Source organism: Thermoactinomyces vulgaris, assembly GCF_005886755.1.
Classification (GTDB): domain Bacteria; phylum Bacillota; class Bacilli; order Thermoactinomycetales; family Thermoactinomycetaceae; genus Thermoactinomyces; species Thermoactinomyces vulgaris.
This window is the reverse complement of the sequence record NZ_CP039710.1, coordinates 578,136-596,048: the sequence shown is the minus strand read 5'-3', so window position 1 is coordinate 596,048 and position 17,913 is coordinate 578,136. Positions and strand designations below refer to the sequence as shown.

The window sequence follows — 17,913 nt, the reverse complement described above, 5'->3', positions numbered from 1 at the left end:
ATCTTTTCACCGGCTTATCCCCCCACCCCCAAAACACCATTTTCATTTGTTTTATTCTCCCCTTTGGCACTGCCACCCCGGAGGATCCCCCACCTCCGTTCCTTCCTCTTAACCCTTTCCAATATAACCATGTCATGCAATTTTTCCTTTTGGGATTGGTTTACTGAAATTTGCTCCAAAATAGCAGAAGTCGTAATCGATACACTGTCTGCAGTGTGGGACTGGATCGTCAAATTTAAGGAATACATAGCGTTTGCCGGCGTCTTGATTTTGGGCATTGTCTTGTGCATCTTTGCCACACCGTTAGGGATTGCCGTACTCAGTGGTATGGCTTTGTCATTTGTGATCAGTATGGCCCTGAATGGTTGGGAAATTAACAAAATGACCTTCTTGGAAGCAGCCATTGGCGGCCTCTTGGGATTGATCGGAGGAGGCATCACGGCAGGAGCTTCCCGGGGCTTGGCCAGTGGCATCGGGCAAAAACTGATCATGGGTGCCAAGAATTCCAAAGTCTTGGGACCTGTTCTGCGCGGAGGACAAAAACTGGTTTCCAAATTGCCGGCACCTCTGCAAAACATGTTTACCAAAGGTGGAGTCATCGGAGCAGTAGAAGGCGCCGGTACAAGCGTCGCAGACGATATTTTGCACGGGCGAAAAATCAATTGGAAAAATGCAGTCTTATCGGGAATAGGCGGCGCAGCACTGGTCGGATTAGGATCATTCATCGTTCCCAAGTTGGACCCAATCATCGATAAAGTAACCACCGCATTCAAAAAATCAGAAACTGTTGAAATCGCAGCAAAACAAGTCGCAGATTGTTTTTCTTATCGATATCAATCAAACAGTTATTTGGCATCCATAGCACTGGCTTCTCCAATTAAATGTGAAAAATATGGAGAGCACTTCACCAAAAGAAATGGCAAAAAAGCTTTAAAAGCAAACATTGAATACACTTCAAATGAAGGCTATAAATATATAACCGATGCAAACGGAAGAATCATAGACATTGAAGCATCCTTAAAATTAGGCAAAGGAAAAAGGAATAATTATGCTCAAAGGACCGTGGGTGGTGATGACAGGTTGCCAGATGACGATGGCGGCCATTTAATAGCGACTATTTTCAAAGGATCTGGTGAAATTGATAACCTGGTCCCGATGAACTCTAATCTGAACAGAGGTGAATGGAAAAAGTTGGAGAACGAATGGAAAGAAGAATTACTTCATAATAATGAAGTTAAGGTCAAAATAAATCCTAAATACATTGGCAATTCAAATCGACCAGATTACTTTAAAATAAAATATAAAATTGGTGATGATCCTTGGGTTGAAATTGAGTTTAAAAATAGACCAGGAGGTAAATAAATGGAAGCTCAATTAGGAAAAATATATCAGCAGATTGGAGAAACCATTGTTGAAATGATTCCCGAAGAATGGGAAAAAGTTTATTTGTATGCGGAAGTGAGTGAAGGATTTAGTTATGTTTACTTTTACTACTACCCTGTAAATCATTCATCCCCTGTTTACTTTTTGGATATTCCCGAAAAATTTCATATCAGCGATACGGAGTTTGATGAAATTAAGCACCAATTATTCGAAGAGTTTGTGAAGTTGTGGGAAACCTTCAGAGAACATAACCAAGAGCCTTGGACCAACCTGACTTTGTTCTTGGATTCATCCGGAAAATTAAAAATCCATTTCGACTATGAAGATCTCTCTCATGCGAGCCCGCGAAAACGCAGAATCTTTTGGAGATATCAATATCTTGGAATTGTACCAGAAAATCAGAGGGACAGATCTTTTATAGATGAATATCTAAAACAGAAAAAAGAGGATATATAAAAATGTTTACAGTATCTTTCTCCATAACGTTATCATTGCTTAAAGCACTGCATTTTCCACCGGCCCCCCATTGGCAATGAGGCCGGCATGATTATTTAACGAATTTTAACAGACTGGCATTACGGGAGCGAATTCGAATGGATCGTAAAATCAAATCACTCCTCCAAGAAGGAATTAATTTAGAAAAAGAAAATGTCATTCAGCATTTTCGGTATTTATTACAATATCCGTTTCATCCGGATACCACCCTTATCTTGTTGGAAATCAGAGGTGACAGAGGAATTTTTGGTGCAACGATCACACCCATGAACGGATTTGGAAGACAACTCAACATGGATGCCCATGGAGAAGACCCGAAAGTAGGTTCCTTTGGATTTTATGCTTATGAAAAAATGGAGCATGTGCTTCCACCAGAGGAATTCGAAAAGCTGGAAGAAGATGAAGAACTCGTGGAAGAAATGGATGATTATGTAAAAGAATATTTACTTCAGTTTTTTCAAGAGTGTTTTGTCCAAGCCGGCGGAAAGAAATCAAAACTCCCTTATTATCTTGGCTATACCAATGGCGATGTCTATGACTTGTTAACAGAAAAATGGATTGACTTTTCGGTTGAATAACACGAAAAACCGGTTTCTATTGTAGAATGGAAACCGGTTTTCTTTTTTATTTTAACTTCCCGAAAAATTTCATATCAGCGATACGGAGTTTGATGAAATCAGGCAACCAACTATTTGAAAAGAGTTTGTACCTCCAGAGAACATGACCAGGAACCTTGGACTAATTTGACTTTGTTTCGGGTTCATCCGGAAAATCAGAGGGACAGGAAACATTTTGGAAGCATATCTAAAAAAAGAAGCCGGCTCCTCGAATCAAACGGGAGCCGGTTGTTTTACTTTTTTCCTCTTCATCCCGAGCACAAGATAGCGGATGACAGGAATTCTCCGCAATCCCTCATAGAGGAGAAACGTGCCGGGCAGTTCGATGGCCAAGGCCAAAAAGTAATTCAGGACCTTCGGCAAGGGACTGAAATGGTAAACATAGAAACAAACCACTTGAACGACCAAGTAATGCACCACATAAAAACCGAAGCTGGATCGGGTCATATAGGATGCAAAAGCGGATGTTTTATTAAACCAGGCTTTGCCACAGCCGAGGATCGCAAGGATGGCGGCCCACAGATAACAGTTGGTCAAAAAGCTTGTCAGGCACTTTGTGGAGACGAAACTTTCCCCAAAGTAACAGACGGTAAAGGCCACTCCCAGAATGACGGCCGCAAACAACATGGGAATCCGGATCTTTTCGACGGCGTTTTGAACCTCATCATGGGAAAAAACAAAGTAACCGATCAGATAAGCGGCACCATAGATCCCAAACCGGTACGTTGTGATCAAAGGCGGATTCAAAACCTGTGCCGCCCCCCAGATGACAAAAACGAGCGACAGGATCATGACGATGTTGATTTTCCCGCAAAAGGCCCAGATTTTATCGTTTTTATCCATTTTGCGGATCAACACCAAGAAGACTGAAAATAAAAACAGCATTTGGATAAACCACAAAGGGCCGGTTCCGGCCATGGCAAAAACGGGATAACGCATCCAAACCGGAATGGAATCGAGCCCGCCTCCCCACTTGATATTCAAGTACCCGGAGATCCAGTGAAAGACAAACAACCCCAGGGTGGACGGAACCAAAAGCTTGTTCACTTTGTCTTTTAAAAATTCCCGGTGGGTCCGCTTGTAGAGCGCATACCTGGCACTGATCCCGGCGATTAAAAAAAGGATGACCATAAACCACGGATAAACGATATAAGAAAACGTATCAAACGCGCGTACCCCGGCATCATCTGCAACCGGAAAAGGCACGCCGACCGTGTTGAACAGATAAAACACGTGATAAATCAAGACCAAAATCACGGTTGCCCAACGGATATTGTCCAAATAATGGACTCTGCCAACCTTATGGACATCCGACTTTACACTTGTCATTATGCTTTCCCCTTTGGAACCGGTGGTAACCGGACAGATGTACTTTCGCTTTGATCTTTTCCTTCATCCAAGATATTTTTCTTCGGTACGTTTGGTATAATTAGTATTACTTGTATTACAAATTATACTTTGGAGCATTGTTTTTGTCAATGGGAGCATCCTCTTGTCTTCAATTGCGGCGATCATATCCATGATTTCCGTTGCAAAGTGGTGCCGGATTCTTGATGTGAGGATAAGACATGCGGACATCTTCATCAAGGATGGATTCAGAGAGAAGTTGAATGAGGTGAATGGTGAAATGGAAGACAAAAAAACGCCAATCAGGCCAGCTTTTATCCCCTGAATTGGCAAGGCAATTTAACGGAGCGCATGGAATCGGCGTTTCCACTTTTCAGATACAATCATTTATTTTGTGAATCAGCATTCGCCAGAGCAACCCGTTTCATTTACTTATAAAGATAGACATACAAACTGATGCCTTCTTTTTTAATCTTGTAATTTTCAAAACACGATTCGTTGATTAATTCCTCAAACCCTTCTTTGGTGTATGCGCCTTCCCTCAGGAAAGTTCTAAATGCGAATTTTACAAAATATTTGTCAAATCCTTTCATGCCTGTCTTCTTGATTTCATTCTCTATATCTTCTGCGGTGGCCTCGTGATTCATGTCAATGATCAGTGCAGTTCCGCCCGGTTTCAGCACTCTGTGCATTTCATTCAATGCTTTTAAGGGCTCCTTGAAGTTTTTGAATGCCGCACTGCATACAACAAAATCGAAAAAATTGTCGTCACAAGGCAAACTGGATGCATTTCCTTCTTTAAAATCAACAAATACACCGGCTTTCTTTGCATTTTCTTTTTCAATCTTCACAAAATCGGGGCTGATCTCAACACCCGTTACATGAAAACCTCTTAAGGCAAGCTCGATGGCCAAATAACCCGGGCCGGGGGCGACTTCCAAGATCTTTGCATTTTCGCCGACATGCGATGCCACTTCATTGGCATATTCCCGCATTTCCGCAAGCCGGTTCTTACGCGTGTTTCGGTCATACCATTTGGCCGCCAAACCATAGATCCCGACATCTTTCTTTTTTCTCCTGTTCTTGATCATGTTTTTCACCATCCTTTTTCAACCGGAAATCAATCTGCCAGTCACCGGTGCAAAGCTCCTCTGCCTTGGGTGTATTGATAATCCGGTTGCAACAGGTTATAATGCAATCACCTAACATTGTTAGTCTGCTTATACTGCCAGTATACAATCTAACACCGTTAGTGTCAATGTTTCGAAAATATTCTCTTGGAGTGATTGGATGACCATAACCAAAGAAGCCATTATCCAAGCATCGCTGGATCTTTTAAACCGGGATGGCATAGGGAATTTGACAATGCGGGCACTTGCAAAGGAGTTAAACATCAAGGCGGCTTCCTTGTACTGGCATATCAAAAATAAACAGGAATTATATGATTTGATTGCAGAACACATCACCCGGGATGTATCTTTTCCCGAATCGGTCGATCATCCTGAAGAAGCATTAACAGCCATCGCTTTGGAATTCAGGAGGGTTTTGCTTCATACCCGGGATGCGGTCGATATTTTTGCGCAATCTGTCCCCAAGACACCGAGCAGAATCAAAGCCATCAAATTTGTTTTATCTGCCCTGACCAAGCTCGGGGTATCTGACAAAAATTGTATGACTGCAGCCAATCTCATCAATAATTACATATTATCGTTTGTCGCCGATGAAATCCGGGCAAAGCAGCTTTCTTCAGAGGAACTTAAGCAGTTTGAAATGCTTTTTGGCAAGCAATATGCATTTGATCCGGACTTTGAACGGCAGTTCCTGTACGGGTTAAACGTGTTACTGACAGGATTGTTACATGTGAAGTAAATATGAGGGATGCCGGTTGCCCCTTCTGGCAATGATCAACTCTGCAATACTCCCAACAAAAGACCATGCTTACAGCGGGATTTGGATTCCGGTCAAAAAACGAACGTAATAAGGGTTTTCCGGCCAAGGGACGGAAAACCCTTTATCATAAAACAGCCAATATATCTTTGGATCAGTTTCCTTCCTCCTCCCCTTTTTCATGGTGCTGATTTCCATTGTAACTTCCTCAATGACAACTCCCTTTGACCGACATCACACCATCGGTTTTAAAAACAATCGAAAACGTATACAACGGACAATGAGATACCGATTGATGATCCGATCTTTTTTGGATGAATAAAGTCGAGCGGCAATGCATGGCGTTTTGTTATGATGTCGATGCCGAAGGGGGGAAACCATGTGTTAAAAGAATTGAATGACGTGATCAACTATATTGAGGATCATTTGACCGATGAACTCACTCTGGAATCGATTTCGGAATATGCCGGGGTTTCGGACTACCACTTTCGGAAGATATTTTTTTATCTTACCGGCTTTCCTCTGAGTGAATATATAAAAAACCGAAGATTATCGGAAGCCGGCATGGACCTGTTGCAAGGAGAAACCGTGACCGATGTGGCTTTGAAATACGGTTATACCCTCGACGGCTTTACCCGGGCTTTCAAAAAATGGAGCGGTCATTTGCCCTCGGATGTCATCAAGAACGGCGTCAGCCAATCTTTTCCCAAACTTTCATTTGTCATTACAGTCAAAGGAGGCCATTCCATGAAGTTTCGGATCGAAAACAAACCGGCTTTTCATCTGGTCGGTGTCAAGAAACGGGTTCCCATGCAATTCAAAGGAATCAACCAAGACATTGTCAAACTGGCAGAAAGCATCACGGATGAGCAAAAAGAAGAAATGCATGCACTTCAAAACATCGAGCCTTATGAAGTCGTCAATGCTTCTTATGAAGCGGATGCTGACTTCTTAAAAGAAGAAGGAGAATTAACGCATATGATCGGGGTTTTGACGACGAAAAATCAGGTGAGTGACCGGTTGGAAAAGGTGACGGTGCCTGCATGCACTTGGGCCGTCTTCCCCAATGAAGGTCCCTTCCCTTCCACACTGCAGGAAACCATGGCCAAAGTGTATTCCGAATGGCTCCCCTCTTCCAATTATGAACTCATCAATGCCCCTGCTTTTTCCTTTTCCAAACGGGATCAAAACCAAAAAGACCATGCTTACAGCGAGATTTGGATTCCGGTCAAAAAACGAACGTAAAACATAAGGGTTTTCCGGCCAAGGGACGGAAAACCCTTTTTTTGCAGATGTTTATATATCACCTGATCTATATTTTGTCACTCGTTTTCGCATTGGATCTTGACGGCGGTCCCGGTCGGATTGTTTAATTCGACGCATAATTCTCTGCCGCACAGAAGAGATAATAACTCAAGCCGGTCTGTTGCGATTCCATTTGCTTCCGGTGAAAATCATCCATCATAAAAAACCGGGTTTGGGCCAAAAAACCCTTTGCATCCATGTCCATGTCTTTTTGAAGGAACCGGATGTGTTTTTCAATCGCATCCCGTACCCGCTTGTCGTTGACACCGATGCCGTTTCTCAAGGCGGAGGCCATAAACGACATAAATTCAACCGCTTCATTCGCCTTTTCATTCATCGCGTCAGCATGGATTTCACTTGAATCAATTTCGTAGCCGTAGTTTTTTTGCAAATACTCATTCTGCTCTTTCATCGCTTCTTTCCATTCGGTTTCATTCAACCCGGAAAACATCTTATCCTTTCTCATCGGAATTTCCTCCTTTTCGTGCCGGATGGTTTCCTCCAACGTCCGCAAAATGCCGGCCAGTCTCTGCTCTTTTTCTTTTAAGAGGGAATGCTGTTCCAACAAACAGCTCAGCCGGTCCGTTTGCTGGTCCAGCAAGTCTTTGATTTTCTTCAACGGAAAATCCAACTCGCGATAAAATAAAATTTGCTGCAACCGTTTTAATTCCTGATCGCCATAATAACGGTATCCGTTGTCGTCCACCCTCTTTGGCAACAAAAGTCCGATTTTGTGATAATGGTGCAACGTCTTCACGGTCACACCGGAGAGTTTCGCCACTTCCTGCACGGTATAGGACACATCGCTTCACCTCCCGCCATCCACTCTAAAGTCTTACCCAAGGTCAGGGTCAAGAGAAATTCCGCATTTTTTTATTCATCAAAAGCGCATGATTACTATTCATGATGAGTTATGATAATAATAAATAAAAGATGAAAATGGAGACGCTTCAACCAACGGGGAACCGAAGCTCCGCCCTGCATCCGGAAGAGGATGGAACCTGGAAAACCGCTTATGTGGCGGCGCCGGGAGCCGTTTCAATGGTTCAGTTACTTAAACGTTGACAACAAGATAAATTATAATTATTATTAAATAGGAATTAATTAAAGAAGCGAGCCTTCAATCCCCACGAAGCGCTTCATATATCTTAAAAACAGGAGGAAACAAGCCATGTCTTTAATCGGTAAAAAAGTTGAACCTTTCAAATTGCAAGCTTACAGAAATGGTGAGTTCGTCGAAGTGACGGAAGAAGATTTCAAAGGTCATTGGAGCGTTGTTTGCTTCTACCCGGCAGACTTTACTTTTGTTTGCCCGACCGAGCTTGAAGACTTGCAAGATCAATATGAAACCCTGAAAAAACTGGACACGGAAGTATTCTCCGTTTCCGCTGACACCCACTTCGTGCACAAAGCATGGCATGATCATTCCGAAGCGATCAGCAAAATCACCTACACCATGATCGGCGACCCGGCTCATGTGCTGATCAACATGTTCGATGTATTGAGAGAAGAAGAAGGTGTGGCTGACCGCGGTACCTTCATCATCGATCCGGACGGCGTGATCCAAGCTGTCGAAATCAACGCTGACGGCATCGGACGCGATGCAAGCACCATCGTGGACAAAATCAAAGCAGCTCAATACGTACGCAACCATCCTGGCGAAGTTTGCCCGGCAAAATGGAAAGAAGGAGAAGAAACCCTTAAGCCGAGCCTTGACCTGGTTGGAAAAATCTGAGGAGAGCGATATACATGCTGGATGCAGAAATAAAAACACAACTGGAACAATATCTCCAACTATTGGAAAACGATATCGTTCTTAAAGTGAGCGCCGGCTCCGATAAAGTATCCCAAGACATGCTCGCCTTCGTGGATGAAGTTGCGGGCATGTCCCCCAAAATCAAAGTGGAAAAAACCACATTGGAGCGCACGCCCAGCTTTAGCGTGGACCGTGTTGGAGAAGATTCAGGAATTGTCTTTGCAGGTATTCCTCTGGGTCACGAGTTTTCTTCCTTTGTGCTGGCTCTGTTGCAAGTCAGCGGCAGACCGCCCAAAGTGGAGCAAAGCATTATTGACCAAATTAAAAATCTGGATGGCGAATACCACTTCGAAACATATGTCAGCCTGAGTTGCACCAACTGCCCGGATGTGGTGCAGGCTTTGAACATGATGAGTGTTTTGAATCCGGGTATCAAACACACCATGATCGAAGGAAAAGCCTATCAGGAAGAAGTGGAAAGCAAAGACATCCTGGCTGTGCCCACGGTTTACCTGAATGGCGAATTTTTCGAAAGCGGACGGATGACGATCGGCGACATTCTCAAAAAACTTGGAAGCGAATCCGACCCGTCGGAATTCAATAAAAAAGATCCGTTCGATGTCCTCGTCATCGGCGGAGGGCCTGCCGGCGCAACGGCGGCCATTTATGCGGCGCGTAAAGGGGTTCGCACAGGTATCATTGCCGACCGGTTTGGCGGCCAAATTTTGGACACCACCACCATTGAAAACTTCATCTCCGTCAAACAAACCGACGGGGAAAAACTGGCTTCCCAACTGGAAGCGCATGTCAGGGATTACCCTGTCGATGTGATGGATTCACAAACGGTTAAACGGATCGAAAAGAAAGACGACATGATTGACATCTTCCTGGAAAACGGTGCCGTGTTAAAAAGCAAAACCGTCATTATTGCAACGGGTGCCCGTTGGCGTAATGTCGGTGTTCCCGGAGAAGATAAATTCCGGAACAAAGGTGTGGCAAACTGCACACACTGTGACGCACCGTTATTCGCCGGAAAAGACGTGGCCGTCATCGGCGGAGGAAATTCCGGCATCGAGTCGGCCATCGACCTGGCAGGGATCGCCAATCATGTCACCGTCCTCGAATTTATGCCTGAACTAAAAGCAGACGAAGTTCTGCAAAAACGCCTGAACAGCCTTCCCAACGTCACCGTGATTACCAATGCCCAAACCAAGGAAATCACTGGCACAGATAAAGTGGACGGAATCAAATATATCGATCGTGAGACTGGTGAAGAACATCACATCAAACTGCAAGGTGTCTTTGTCCAAATCGGTCTCGTGCCGAATACCGAATGGTTGGAAGGCACGGTCGAAATGGATCGCGGCCAAATCATCGTCGATTCCAAAGGTGCCACCAATGTTCCGGGCATCTTTGCCGCAGGGGATTGTACCAACAGTGCCTACAAACAAATCATCATTTCCATGGGCTCCGGTGCAACCGCCGCATTGGGAGCATTTGACTATCTGATCCGCAATTAAGGGTTTTATCCCGGTTGCCCTGCTGATCATCAGCGGGGCAACTTTTTTTGTGCAAAAAACAAAAAAGGGCTCCTTGCTTGAAGCCCCGGGTGACAGGATTGTCCGGCGGTTTGCTCAGTCGCCGATAAATCTGGCCAATTGATGATTAAATTCTTCCTTCTCATCATAAAAAGATCCGTGTCCGGAAAATTGAAACGGGACCAACCTGGCATTCCGGATCATCCTTTGTTGGATTTCTCCCAGCTCAAACGGAACCACTTGGTCATGAATGCCGTGAATGATTAAAACCGGCACCCGGATCACTTCCAGATCGGCAAACAACACTTCCCGGATCCAGGTTTTTGCAACGGCGGCCGTGGCCCATCCCGCCGCCTCCAACCCCAATTGGAAAAACCAGTCGGAAAATGCTTGCGATGTATGTTGGTAAAAAAAGCGGTCCCCGAAATCCCGAAGCATCCGGGGACGGTCCCGGTAAGTGTCCTTGATGATCTGCAATATGGTTTCTTTCTCAACCCCGTATGGAAAATCGGTTCGCCGGACCAAACTGGGGGCAGCGGCTGCGACCAAAACCAGCTTCGACACCCCGTAACCCTGATGCCGTCCCATATACCTGGCCGCAATGGCACCGCCGGTGGAGTGCCCGACCAATGTAAAATCACACAACCCCAGCGCCTCCACCACCTCTCTCACATCATCGGCCAACGTATCATAATCATAGCCGGAAAACGGTTTGTCTGACTTGCCAAAGCCCCGGATATCCATACCGATACAGCGATACCCGTATTTGGGAAGCCGGTTGAACTGGTATTCAAACAGATGATGATTGCCGGGCCAACCGTGCAAAAACAAAATGGCCTTTTGGCATTCGGGCCTTAAATCTTCGACATATATATTGATATGATTTGCCTTCACATAGTAACCCATGGCTTTCCTCCTTCATGAATATGTCAGGTCATTCTATTCATGAAGGCGTTTCAATATGCCGGAACCCACCCCGCCGGCCTTTTTCCAAAATAATGCCCGAAGTGACAAATCCACCTCGGGCTTCACAAGATCTTCCTTGAATTCGCTTCAAATTCATCTCCTTATTGATTTTGCACCTGAGGTCCTTGTATCCGGTTTTTCAGTTTGTCAGTCAAAAACAATGCCGGCAGGATGCTGATCCCCATGAAAATCAAGCTTGTCACAAAACCGGAGTGATAAGCTCCGGCCAAGTTGGCTGCCGCAGCTCCCCCGAGGACATGGCTCACCACGGTTGCCAAAACAGCGGAACCGGAAGCCGCCCCGACGTTTTGGATGATGCGAGTGGCTACGCTGGCTGCCGGCATCTGCGACCTTTCCAGTCCCACATAAGCATCGCTCATCACCGGGACCGTGATCCCTCCAACGCCGATTCCGCGTATGAAGAGTACAATCCAGATGATCCACTGCGCCGTGGCAACATCAAAAAATATAAATGGGAATGTCCCGATGATGGTGATGGCAATCGAAGGCAATACAACATACCGGGCTCCGATCTTATCCGTCAAGTTGCCAATCAACGGCCGTGCCACCAGCATCCCCAAGCCTTGGGGAACCAGCCACAGTGCCGATGTGATCACATCCAGGCCAAGTACATTTTGAAAAAACATCGGGAAGAGAAGCATGGGTCCGTTGGTGGCAAAACCGGCCAGGAACAGGGAAAAGAACACGGCACTGAAATTTTTGGATTGGAACAGATCCAGCGGAATCAATGCTTCGCTTTTTTGCTTCCATGCATAAAACAGGTAGGAAATCAGCGACAGAGCGGCCATCCCCAAAGCCAGAATGCCCGTGGCTGCATGCTTGCTTTCCGCCCGGATCTCCGTGATGCCATAGATAAACATACCCGATAACAGCGCCAACAAAAAAATACCGGCCCAGTCCAGTTTTGCCGATCGATTCACCGGTTCAAATTTTGGAAGCTTCCATTGCGCAATGATGAGTGCAACGGCTCCGACCGGAAGGTTTACAAAGAACAACCACGGCCACTCGGAGTGTTGCAAAATCAACCCTCCGATCACCGGTCCGGCAATCGGGCCAAAAACAACCGGAATTCCGACAACAGACATGAGACGCCCGATGTTTTCGCCGCCGGCAGCTTGTGCAACCAAGGTCGTCAGCGTTGGAATGATGATCCCGGAAGCGATCCCCTGCAACACACGAAATGCAATCAGACTCTCAATGTTCCAAGCAAATCCGGAAAGGAGAGAGCTGATCAAAAACAGTCCCAATGCGTACATATACACCTTCTTGCCGTCATATTTTTGCATCAGCCATCCGGAGAAGGGGACGGCCATCCCCAACGCAAGAACATATCCGGTCACAACCCATTGCGTAACCACGAAGGAGGCTGAAAACACTTTTGCCAAATCATTCACCGCAATATTCACGATCGTGGAGTCCAACATCGGCGGCAGTGCGCCAAGTACCAAAATCCACGCAATGCTGAGCAATCCTTTGGGCAATTTATCTTTTTCCATCATCTCACCACCTTATTAGGATACACATTGTACTTTAATCAGTATACACACTGCCGCCATAAGATTCAATATGTACCTTATTTCCAAAAACAATATGGTATAATGTTTTAGAAAAATTTGGTCCGGGATTAAGGTTTCCCGAAAGAAGGTGAAGAAATGAAAGATCCAAACAAGAATACGCGCAGAAGAGGAGACACGCTGACCGAAAGCATTTATGAAGCCACGATTCAGTTAATCAAAAAAGTCGGCTACAGCAACCTGACCTTTCAGCAAATCGCGCAGGCCGCCAAAACCAGCCGTTCGGTCTTGTACCGCCGTTGGAAAACTCCCTTGGAGTTGATCCGTGACATCGTAGCATATAAAGCAATCGACGCACTCGACGGGGCTTTGATCGATAAAATTGAGGACACCGGAAGTTTGCGCGGGGACTTATTGCAGTTGCTCACCCTCTACCAAAGCATTTATGACCGGTGCGAGCGTGAAATCATGAATGCGATTTTATTTGAAATGGGGCAAAACAAAGAAATCGCGGCTGAACTTGAAATCAACGCAACCAATAAAAACATCCAGGTCATGCGGAAACTGCTCGGATTCGCCAAAAAACGGGGAGAAAAAATAAAGGAGGTCAGCGACGAGACACTGACCTTGCCTTTTGACCTGATCCGGATTGAAAATATTTTGCGCAAAGATGGAATTAATACCAAACGGTTGGAACGGCTGGTGGACGAAATATTGCTTCCGGTTTATCTTGCTTGACGACTCCCGCTCGCGGGCAAGAATTCTGTTTTCTTGTCCACCCTAAATTCCCTCCGGATTGGTACAGAAAAAGATCCGGAAATGATCAGTGCTTTTATATCAAATCCGGATCCAATGTCTTTCTGTCAATCTTTTTTCATCCATGCCACGCACTCCACGTATCTCGAGTGTTGACGGCAGACAAATTATAAAAAATGAGATGAAGTGGTGCATTATCACTTCTTTTCAATACCTTTTATGTTACGGATCCGATTGTGGAGGTGAACCAATAAAAGAAACAAAAGAAATTTATGATACCTTAGCTCAATGGAGATTTGAAAAGTATGTAAAATAAAAAGGCTCTGTTACTAAATATGGTTGATCTTTTGTGTAATTGTAAAGGAGACGTTATTTCCTCTACAAACCGGGATTTGTGCATTTAACTTAGTTCTGACATATACGAAAATCAGATCTGTCTTGTTTTACAATAATATCTCATTATAAAAGTTGATATAATCATTGATAGCTTCTTCAAAATACGGATTTAAATAAATATCAAAGTGTCCGCAATCATACTGTTTACAAGTTGAGTATTTCGTGTTTCCTGCAAGTTGTATGGTTTTTTCTGCAGGAGCCAATGAATCTTTTGAACAAACCGCAACATAAATCGGATTGTTGATTTTACTGAAATATTTGCCGGGAGAATACTTGACAAATTCAAGTAATGTTCTTGCTGGTGCTTCATTTCTAAATTCTGCATCTCCAATAAATCTCTTTGTGGTTTCCTCATCGGCTTCCATAAACGCATTTTCTCCCTTGTATGTGGAGAGTTTCAGCATGACGGGATGATATCCTCTTATACAGGATAATAAGTCAGCAATAACAAAAGGTACTTTTTTCAGGATATAAGGCAGGGATACCATTTTTACTGTGGCCATGGTATCCGTATATGGACATTGTGCTACTGTTGCTTTAATATCATTTCTGTGTGCCGACAGCCATATTACATGCCCACCGCTGAATGAAGTGCCAAAGAGCAAAAGATTCTCTCCGTCAATGCGATTGTCTTTTTTGACATATTCGATGGCATTATTCCAATCTTCGAGCTGCATTTTTACATTTATCAGTTGTCTTTTATTGCCGTCACTTGCCCCAAAGTTACGATAGTCAAATAAAAAGCAAGCGTATCCTGCTTCTGCAAATCTTTCAGCGTATTCATATAAACGCATTTCACGAGTTCCACCCAATCCGTGAGCCATTACAATTATGGGGCATTTTTTATCGCTTGCTGGTAAATACAACCATGCACTGCATCTTGTTCCCTTGGAATAAAAGTCAACATCTTCCCGCTGAAATGAATTTCCCATAATTACCTCCTTTCAATATCATTCAATAAATTCTGATTTATCTGAATCCATGAGACGAACGAATTGCTGGCCTCTTGGAATTTGACTGCATTTTTCAGACCTCAATGTAATCTGTGGTAGTTGTTAATATACTGGATATTATAAATGCCATTCTTGCTCTTTCCTGTTTTCAACTGTACTAATTTATTTCCGTTTATATTTGAAAACTTAACATATGAATTCATTTTATTCCCTTAAAAAAATATATAATAAATAAACTTTATATTCTTAATTTTAATATAAATATCGACCCTTTGTCAAAGGGTATAGGTTAACGCGCAAGCGCGTTTGCTCAGGTCTTTAGGATCGTGTTGTTCCCGCAGGACTTTGAATATGCTACGGAGCATGACACCGCAGAAAAATACGAATGTATTTTTTTGAGTCGCTGCCAAAAGCAGAAACTCCCTGAACAAAGTCAGACCGTTTCGACTCCTTCTGGAGGCACAGTTATTGTAATTTGTAATGGGTATATGGCAAATTATCAAATATAAAAAGATATTTACGGCTTGAGTCAATGAAATTATTGCTCTAATGACACTATATTAAAAGAAATAGACCCCCCCAAGGACAGGTTAAGGCCTATTTCTTCAGATCTTTTTATTTTAGATAATTTTCTAATTTAAACATGGCAACATTTTCTATGTGCCCGGTCTGCGGAAACATGTCCACCGGTTGCACTTCCTGCACCCGGTACCCGCATTCTGCGAGGTATTTTGCATCACGGGCCAACGTGGATGAATTGCAGGAAACATAGACGAGCCGCTCAGGCTGCATGGAAACGAGGGTATCGAGCAGCACCCGGTCACAGCCTTTTCGCGGCGGATCGACCACCACGACATCCGGGCGGATCCCTTCTTTGTACCATCGGGGCAACACTTCTTCCGCGGCTCCCGTTTCAAACGTGACATGATCCATGCCGTTAATTTTCGCATTTCTTTTTGCATCCCGGACAGCGGCGGGGACAATCTCCACCCCGTACACCCGCTTGGCGTTTTGCGCCAGGTACAAGGCAATGGTTCCGATTCCGCAATAAGCATCGATCACGACTTCATGGCCGGTCAGGCCGGCATACCGGGCCACTTGATCATACAGCACTTGGGTCTGCACGGGATTGACCTGGAAAAAGGAATGCGGCGAAATGGCAAAGGTCACTTCCCCGATCCGGTCGTAAATGAAATCCCGGCCCCACAACACTTCATTTTCCGGACCCAAGACCACATTGGTCCGTTTGGAATTGATGTTTTGGATCAATGACTTGAGCGCGGGAAACTCTTTTCGCAACGCCTCCACCCATTTGTCACGATGCGGCAGTTTTTTGCCGTTCGTCACCAGCACAATCATCATTTCCCCGGTGTGAAAACCGGTGCGAACCATCACATGCCGCAAGCATCCCTGGTGTTTGGTTTCGTCATAAACGGGGGTTTTCAGTTCCCGGGCCAGTTCTTTGACTTTCCGGACAGCTTGATCATTGGCTTCATGCTGGATGAGGCAGGCCTCCATATCCACGATCCGGTGCGATCCGGCCGCATAAAAACCGGCTTTCACTTTCCCGTCCTCCCATCCCAAAGGAACCTGGGCTTTATTGCGGTACCGCCATGGGTCTTCCATGCCCAACACGGGGAGAACCGGCACCTGCATGCCGCCGATCCGCTCAAAATGATCCGCCACCTGTTGCCGTTTATACTCCAGTTGGGCAGGATATTGCAAATGTTGGATCTGGCATCCCCCGCATTCATGGTAAATCGGGCAAGGGGGCTCCGTCCGGCGGGGATGGCTTTTCAACACTTGGATCGCCTCGCCCTTCCCGTATGTTTTTTTCACCACTTGAACGCGGACGCGGACTTTCTCATCCGGAACCGTTTGCGGAACAAAGATGGTGAATCCCTGGTATTTCCCGACACCGGCTCCGTCATGGGACAAGCCGGTGATTTCCATTTCAATCACATCGCCTGTTTTTACCGGCGGATTTGCTTTCTTCATCCGAACAACTCCTTCATAAAAAAACGTTCATCAACCCGGATGAACGGCGACTATGGACAAAAGATCTGCAAGTGGCGCGGCAGCATTTTCACCTTACCGGAAAGCTCCCCTCCCCACTCCCCGTCCAAATTTAATTTCAGGGAAATCGGGGTGTTGATCTCGAGCTCATCCGTTTGGAAATAAATGATTCTCGAATCCCGGATATGTTCCCCTTTACGGGCCAGGGCAGCCAAGTGCAACAAGTCGGGGATATTGGCTTTGGGAATGATGAGCACATCAAACAAACCGTCATTCAGACTGGCTTCGGGAGCGAGCCGTTCAAATCCCCCGACAGAGACGCTGTTGGCAATGATGATCAGCCAGATTTCCGACTTCCATTTCCCACGGGGCGTTTGAAGCTCGACCGGGAAAGGATGATGAAGGCTCCCCAGCTTTTCAATCGCTTTGGCGTAATAAGCCAACGGCCCCACCATGGACTTTAAACGGCTGGGCGCCTCATAGGTGACTTCCGTCAACCGGCCGGCTGCCGCCACATTGATGAAATATTTATCTCCAAACACACCGACATCCACATCGACGGTGTTTCCTTTGGCAATTACTTTGCAAGCTTCTTCCAAATCCCGGGGAAGTTTTAAAGCCCGGGCCAGATCATTTGTGGTTCCTCCGGGCAAAATGCCGAGTGCGGGAGGGTTTGGAAACTCCGCCAACCCGTTGACCACTTCATGAATCGTCCCGTCCCCGCCGGCGGCAATCACCACGTCCTCTCCCCGTTTTGCGGCAATGCGGGCTTCCCGGGTGGCATAACCCCGTCCCGTGGTGGCATGGCAGGAGGTTTCATATCCGGCCTGTTCCAATACCGCGATCAACTGCGGCAACTTCCTGGCTATCATTTCCCTTCCGGCTGTGGGATTATATATCAGTCGTGCCCGTTTCATAGAGCCAGCTCCTTTGGACTTTCAAAAAAATTGCCGTCATTTTTCC

General features: G+C 45.3%; 16 protein-coding genes and 1 pseudogene. 8 read left to right on the top strand and 9 right to left on the bottom strand.

The genetic code is table 11. The features are described 5' to 3' along the window. Positions 1-270 precede the first annotated feature (270 nt). From FA954_RS03050 to FA954_RS03040, 3 genes are all read left to right on the top strand, one after another. Positions 271-1,362 (top strand): DNA/RNA non-specific endonuclease, encoded by a 1,092-nt coding sequence (locus tag FA954_RS03050; RefSeq protein ID WP_231564554.1) that lies wholly within the window; start codon positions 271-273, stop codon positions 1,360-1,362. Beyond that, a complete protein-coding gene (locus tag FA954_RS03045) occupies positions 1,363-1,839 on the top strand; it encodes an antitoxin YezG family protein (RefSeq protein ID WP_138614853.1) in 477 nt (158 codons plus the stop codon). A gap of 137 nt (positions 1,840-1,976) precedes the next feature. Further along, positions 1,977-2,456: a hypothetical protein gene (locus FA954_RS03040; protein ID WP_037993052.1), complete on the top strand. Its 480-nt coding sequence runs from the start codon at positions 1,977-1,979 to the stop codon at positions 2,454-2,456. Between the two features lie 252 nt (positions 2,457-2,708). Here FA954_RS03040 and FA954_RS03035 read toward each other — a convergent pair whose 3' ends face one another. Then, complete coding sequence (locus FA954_RS03035) at positions 2,709-3,824, bottom strand: acyltransferase family protein (RefSeq protein ID WP_138614852.1); 1,116 nt, start codon at positions 3,822-3,824, stop codon at positions 2,709-2,711. 446 nt (positions 3,825-4,270) lie between these two features. Beyond that, a complete protein-coding gene (locus FA954_RS03030) occupies positions 4,271-4,933 on the bottom strand; it encodes a class I SAM-dependent methyltransferase (RefSeq protein ID WP_049720581.1) in 663 nt (220 codons plus the stop codon). A gap of 199 nt (positions 4,934-5,132) precedes the next feature. Between FA954_RS03030 and FA954_RS03025 the strand changes: the two genes are divergently transcribed. Together FA954_RS03025 and FA954_RS03020 are read left to right on the top strand one after the other, a co-directional pair. Next, positions 5,133-5,711 (top strand): TetR/AcrR family transcriptional regulator C-terminal domain-containing protein, encoded by a 579-nt coding sequence (locus tag FA954_RS03025; RefSeq protein ID WP_049720582.1) that lies wholly within the window; start codon positions 5,133-5,135, stop codon positions 5,709-5,711. 399 nt (positions 5,712-6,110) lie between these two features. After that, positions 6,111-6,974 (top strand): AraC family transcriptional regulator, encoded by an 864-nt coding sequence (locus FA954_RS03020; RefSeq protein ID WP_138614851.1) that lies wholly within the window; start codon positions 6,111-6,113, stop codon positions 6,972-6,974. A gap of 124 nt (positions 6,975-7,098) precedes the next feature. Here FA954_RS03020 and FA954_RS03015 read toward each other — a convergent pair whose 3' ends face one another. Further along, entirely contained in the window at positions 7,099-7,836 is a 738-nt protein-coding gene (locus tag FA954_RS03015) for a MerR family transcriptional regulator (protein WP_062843278.1), read from the bottom strand. Positions 7,837-8,205: 369 nt separating this feature from the next. Between FA954_RS03015 and ahpC the strand changes: the two genes are divergently transcribed. Further along, positions 8,206-8,769 (top strand): alkyl hydroperoxide reductase subunit C, encoded by a 564-nt coding sequence (ahpC, locus tag FA954_RS03010; RefSeq protein ID WP_037993068.1) that lies wholly within the window; start codon positions 8,206-8,208, stop codon positions 8,767-8,769. Positions 8,770-8,783: 14 nt separating this feature from the next. Then, complete coding sequence (gene ahpF, locus FA954_RS03005; protein WP_037993069.1) at positions 8,784-10,310, top strand: alkyl hydroperoxide reductase subunit F; 1,527 nt, start codon at positions 8,784-8,786, stop codon at positions 10,308-10,310. 114 nt (positions 10,311-10,424) lie between these two features. On the opposite strand, the gene FA954_RS03000 is transcribed toward ahpF, so the two are convergent. Beyond that, positions 10,425-11,234, bottom strand: coding sequence for an alpha/beta fold hydrolase (locus FA954_RS03000; protein ID WP_138614850.1), 810 nt, complete (start codon positions 11,232-11,234; stop codon positions 10,425-10,427). A 161-nt stretch (positions 11,235-11,395) separates the two neighbouring features. After that, positions 11,396-12,811, bottom strand: a complete 1,416-nt coding sequence (locus FA954_RS02995) for an MDR family MFS transporter (RefSeq protein ID WP_062843277.1) — start codon at positions 12,809-12,811, stop codon at positions 11,396-11,398. Between the two features lie 156 nt (positions 12,812-12,967). Between FA954_RS02995 and FA954_RS02990 the strand changes: the two genes are divergently transcribed. Continuing rightward, positions 12,968-13,567 carry a TetR/AcrR family transcriptional regulator gene (locus FA954_RS02990; RefSeq protein WP_138614849.1) on the top strand — a complete coding sequence of 200 codons (600 nt, stop codon included), beginning with the start codon at positions 12,968-12,970 and terminating at the stop codon, positions 13,565-13,567. Positions 13,568-14,028: 461 nt separating this feature from the next. Here FA954_RS02990 and FA954_RS02985 read toward each other — a convergent pair whose 3' ends face one another. From FA954_RS02985 to FA954_RS02970, 4 genes and pseudogenes are all read right to left on the bottom strand, one after another. Continuing rightward, the gene (locus FA954_RS02985; RefSeq protein ID WP_037993075.1) at positions 14,029-14,913 is read right to left on the bottom strand and encodes an alpha/beta hydrolase; all 885 of its coding nucleotides are present in this window, start codon (positions 14,911-14,913) and stop codon (positions 14,029-14,031) included. A gap of 113 nt (positions 14,914-15,026) precedes the next feature. Further along, positions 15,027-15,143: pseudogene (locus FA954_RS02980) on the bottom strand (IS1595 family transposase); the annotation flags it as partial. A 406-nt stretch (positions 15,144-15,549) separates the two neighbouring features. After that, positions 15,550-16,932 (bottom strand): 23S rRNA (uracil(1939)-C(5))-methyltransferase RlmD, encoded by a 1,383-nt coding sequence (gene rlmD / locus FA954_RS02975; protein WP_138614848.1) that lies wholly within the window; start codon positions 16,930-16,932, stop codon positions 15,550-15,552. A gap of 50 nt (positions 16,933-16,982) precedes the next feature. Next, positions 16,983-17,867, bottom strand: a complete 885-nt coding sequence (locus FA954_RS02970; protein WP_037993079.1) for a diacylglycerol kinase — start codon at positions 17,865-17,867, stop codon at positions 16,983-16,985. Positions 17,868-17,913: the final 46 nt, after the last annotated feature.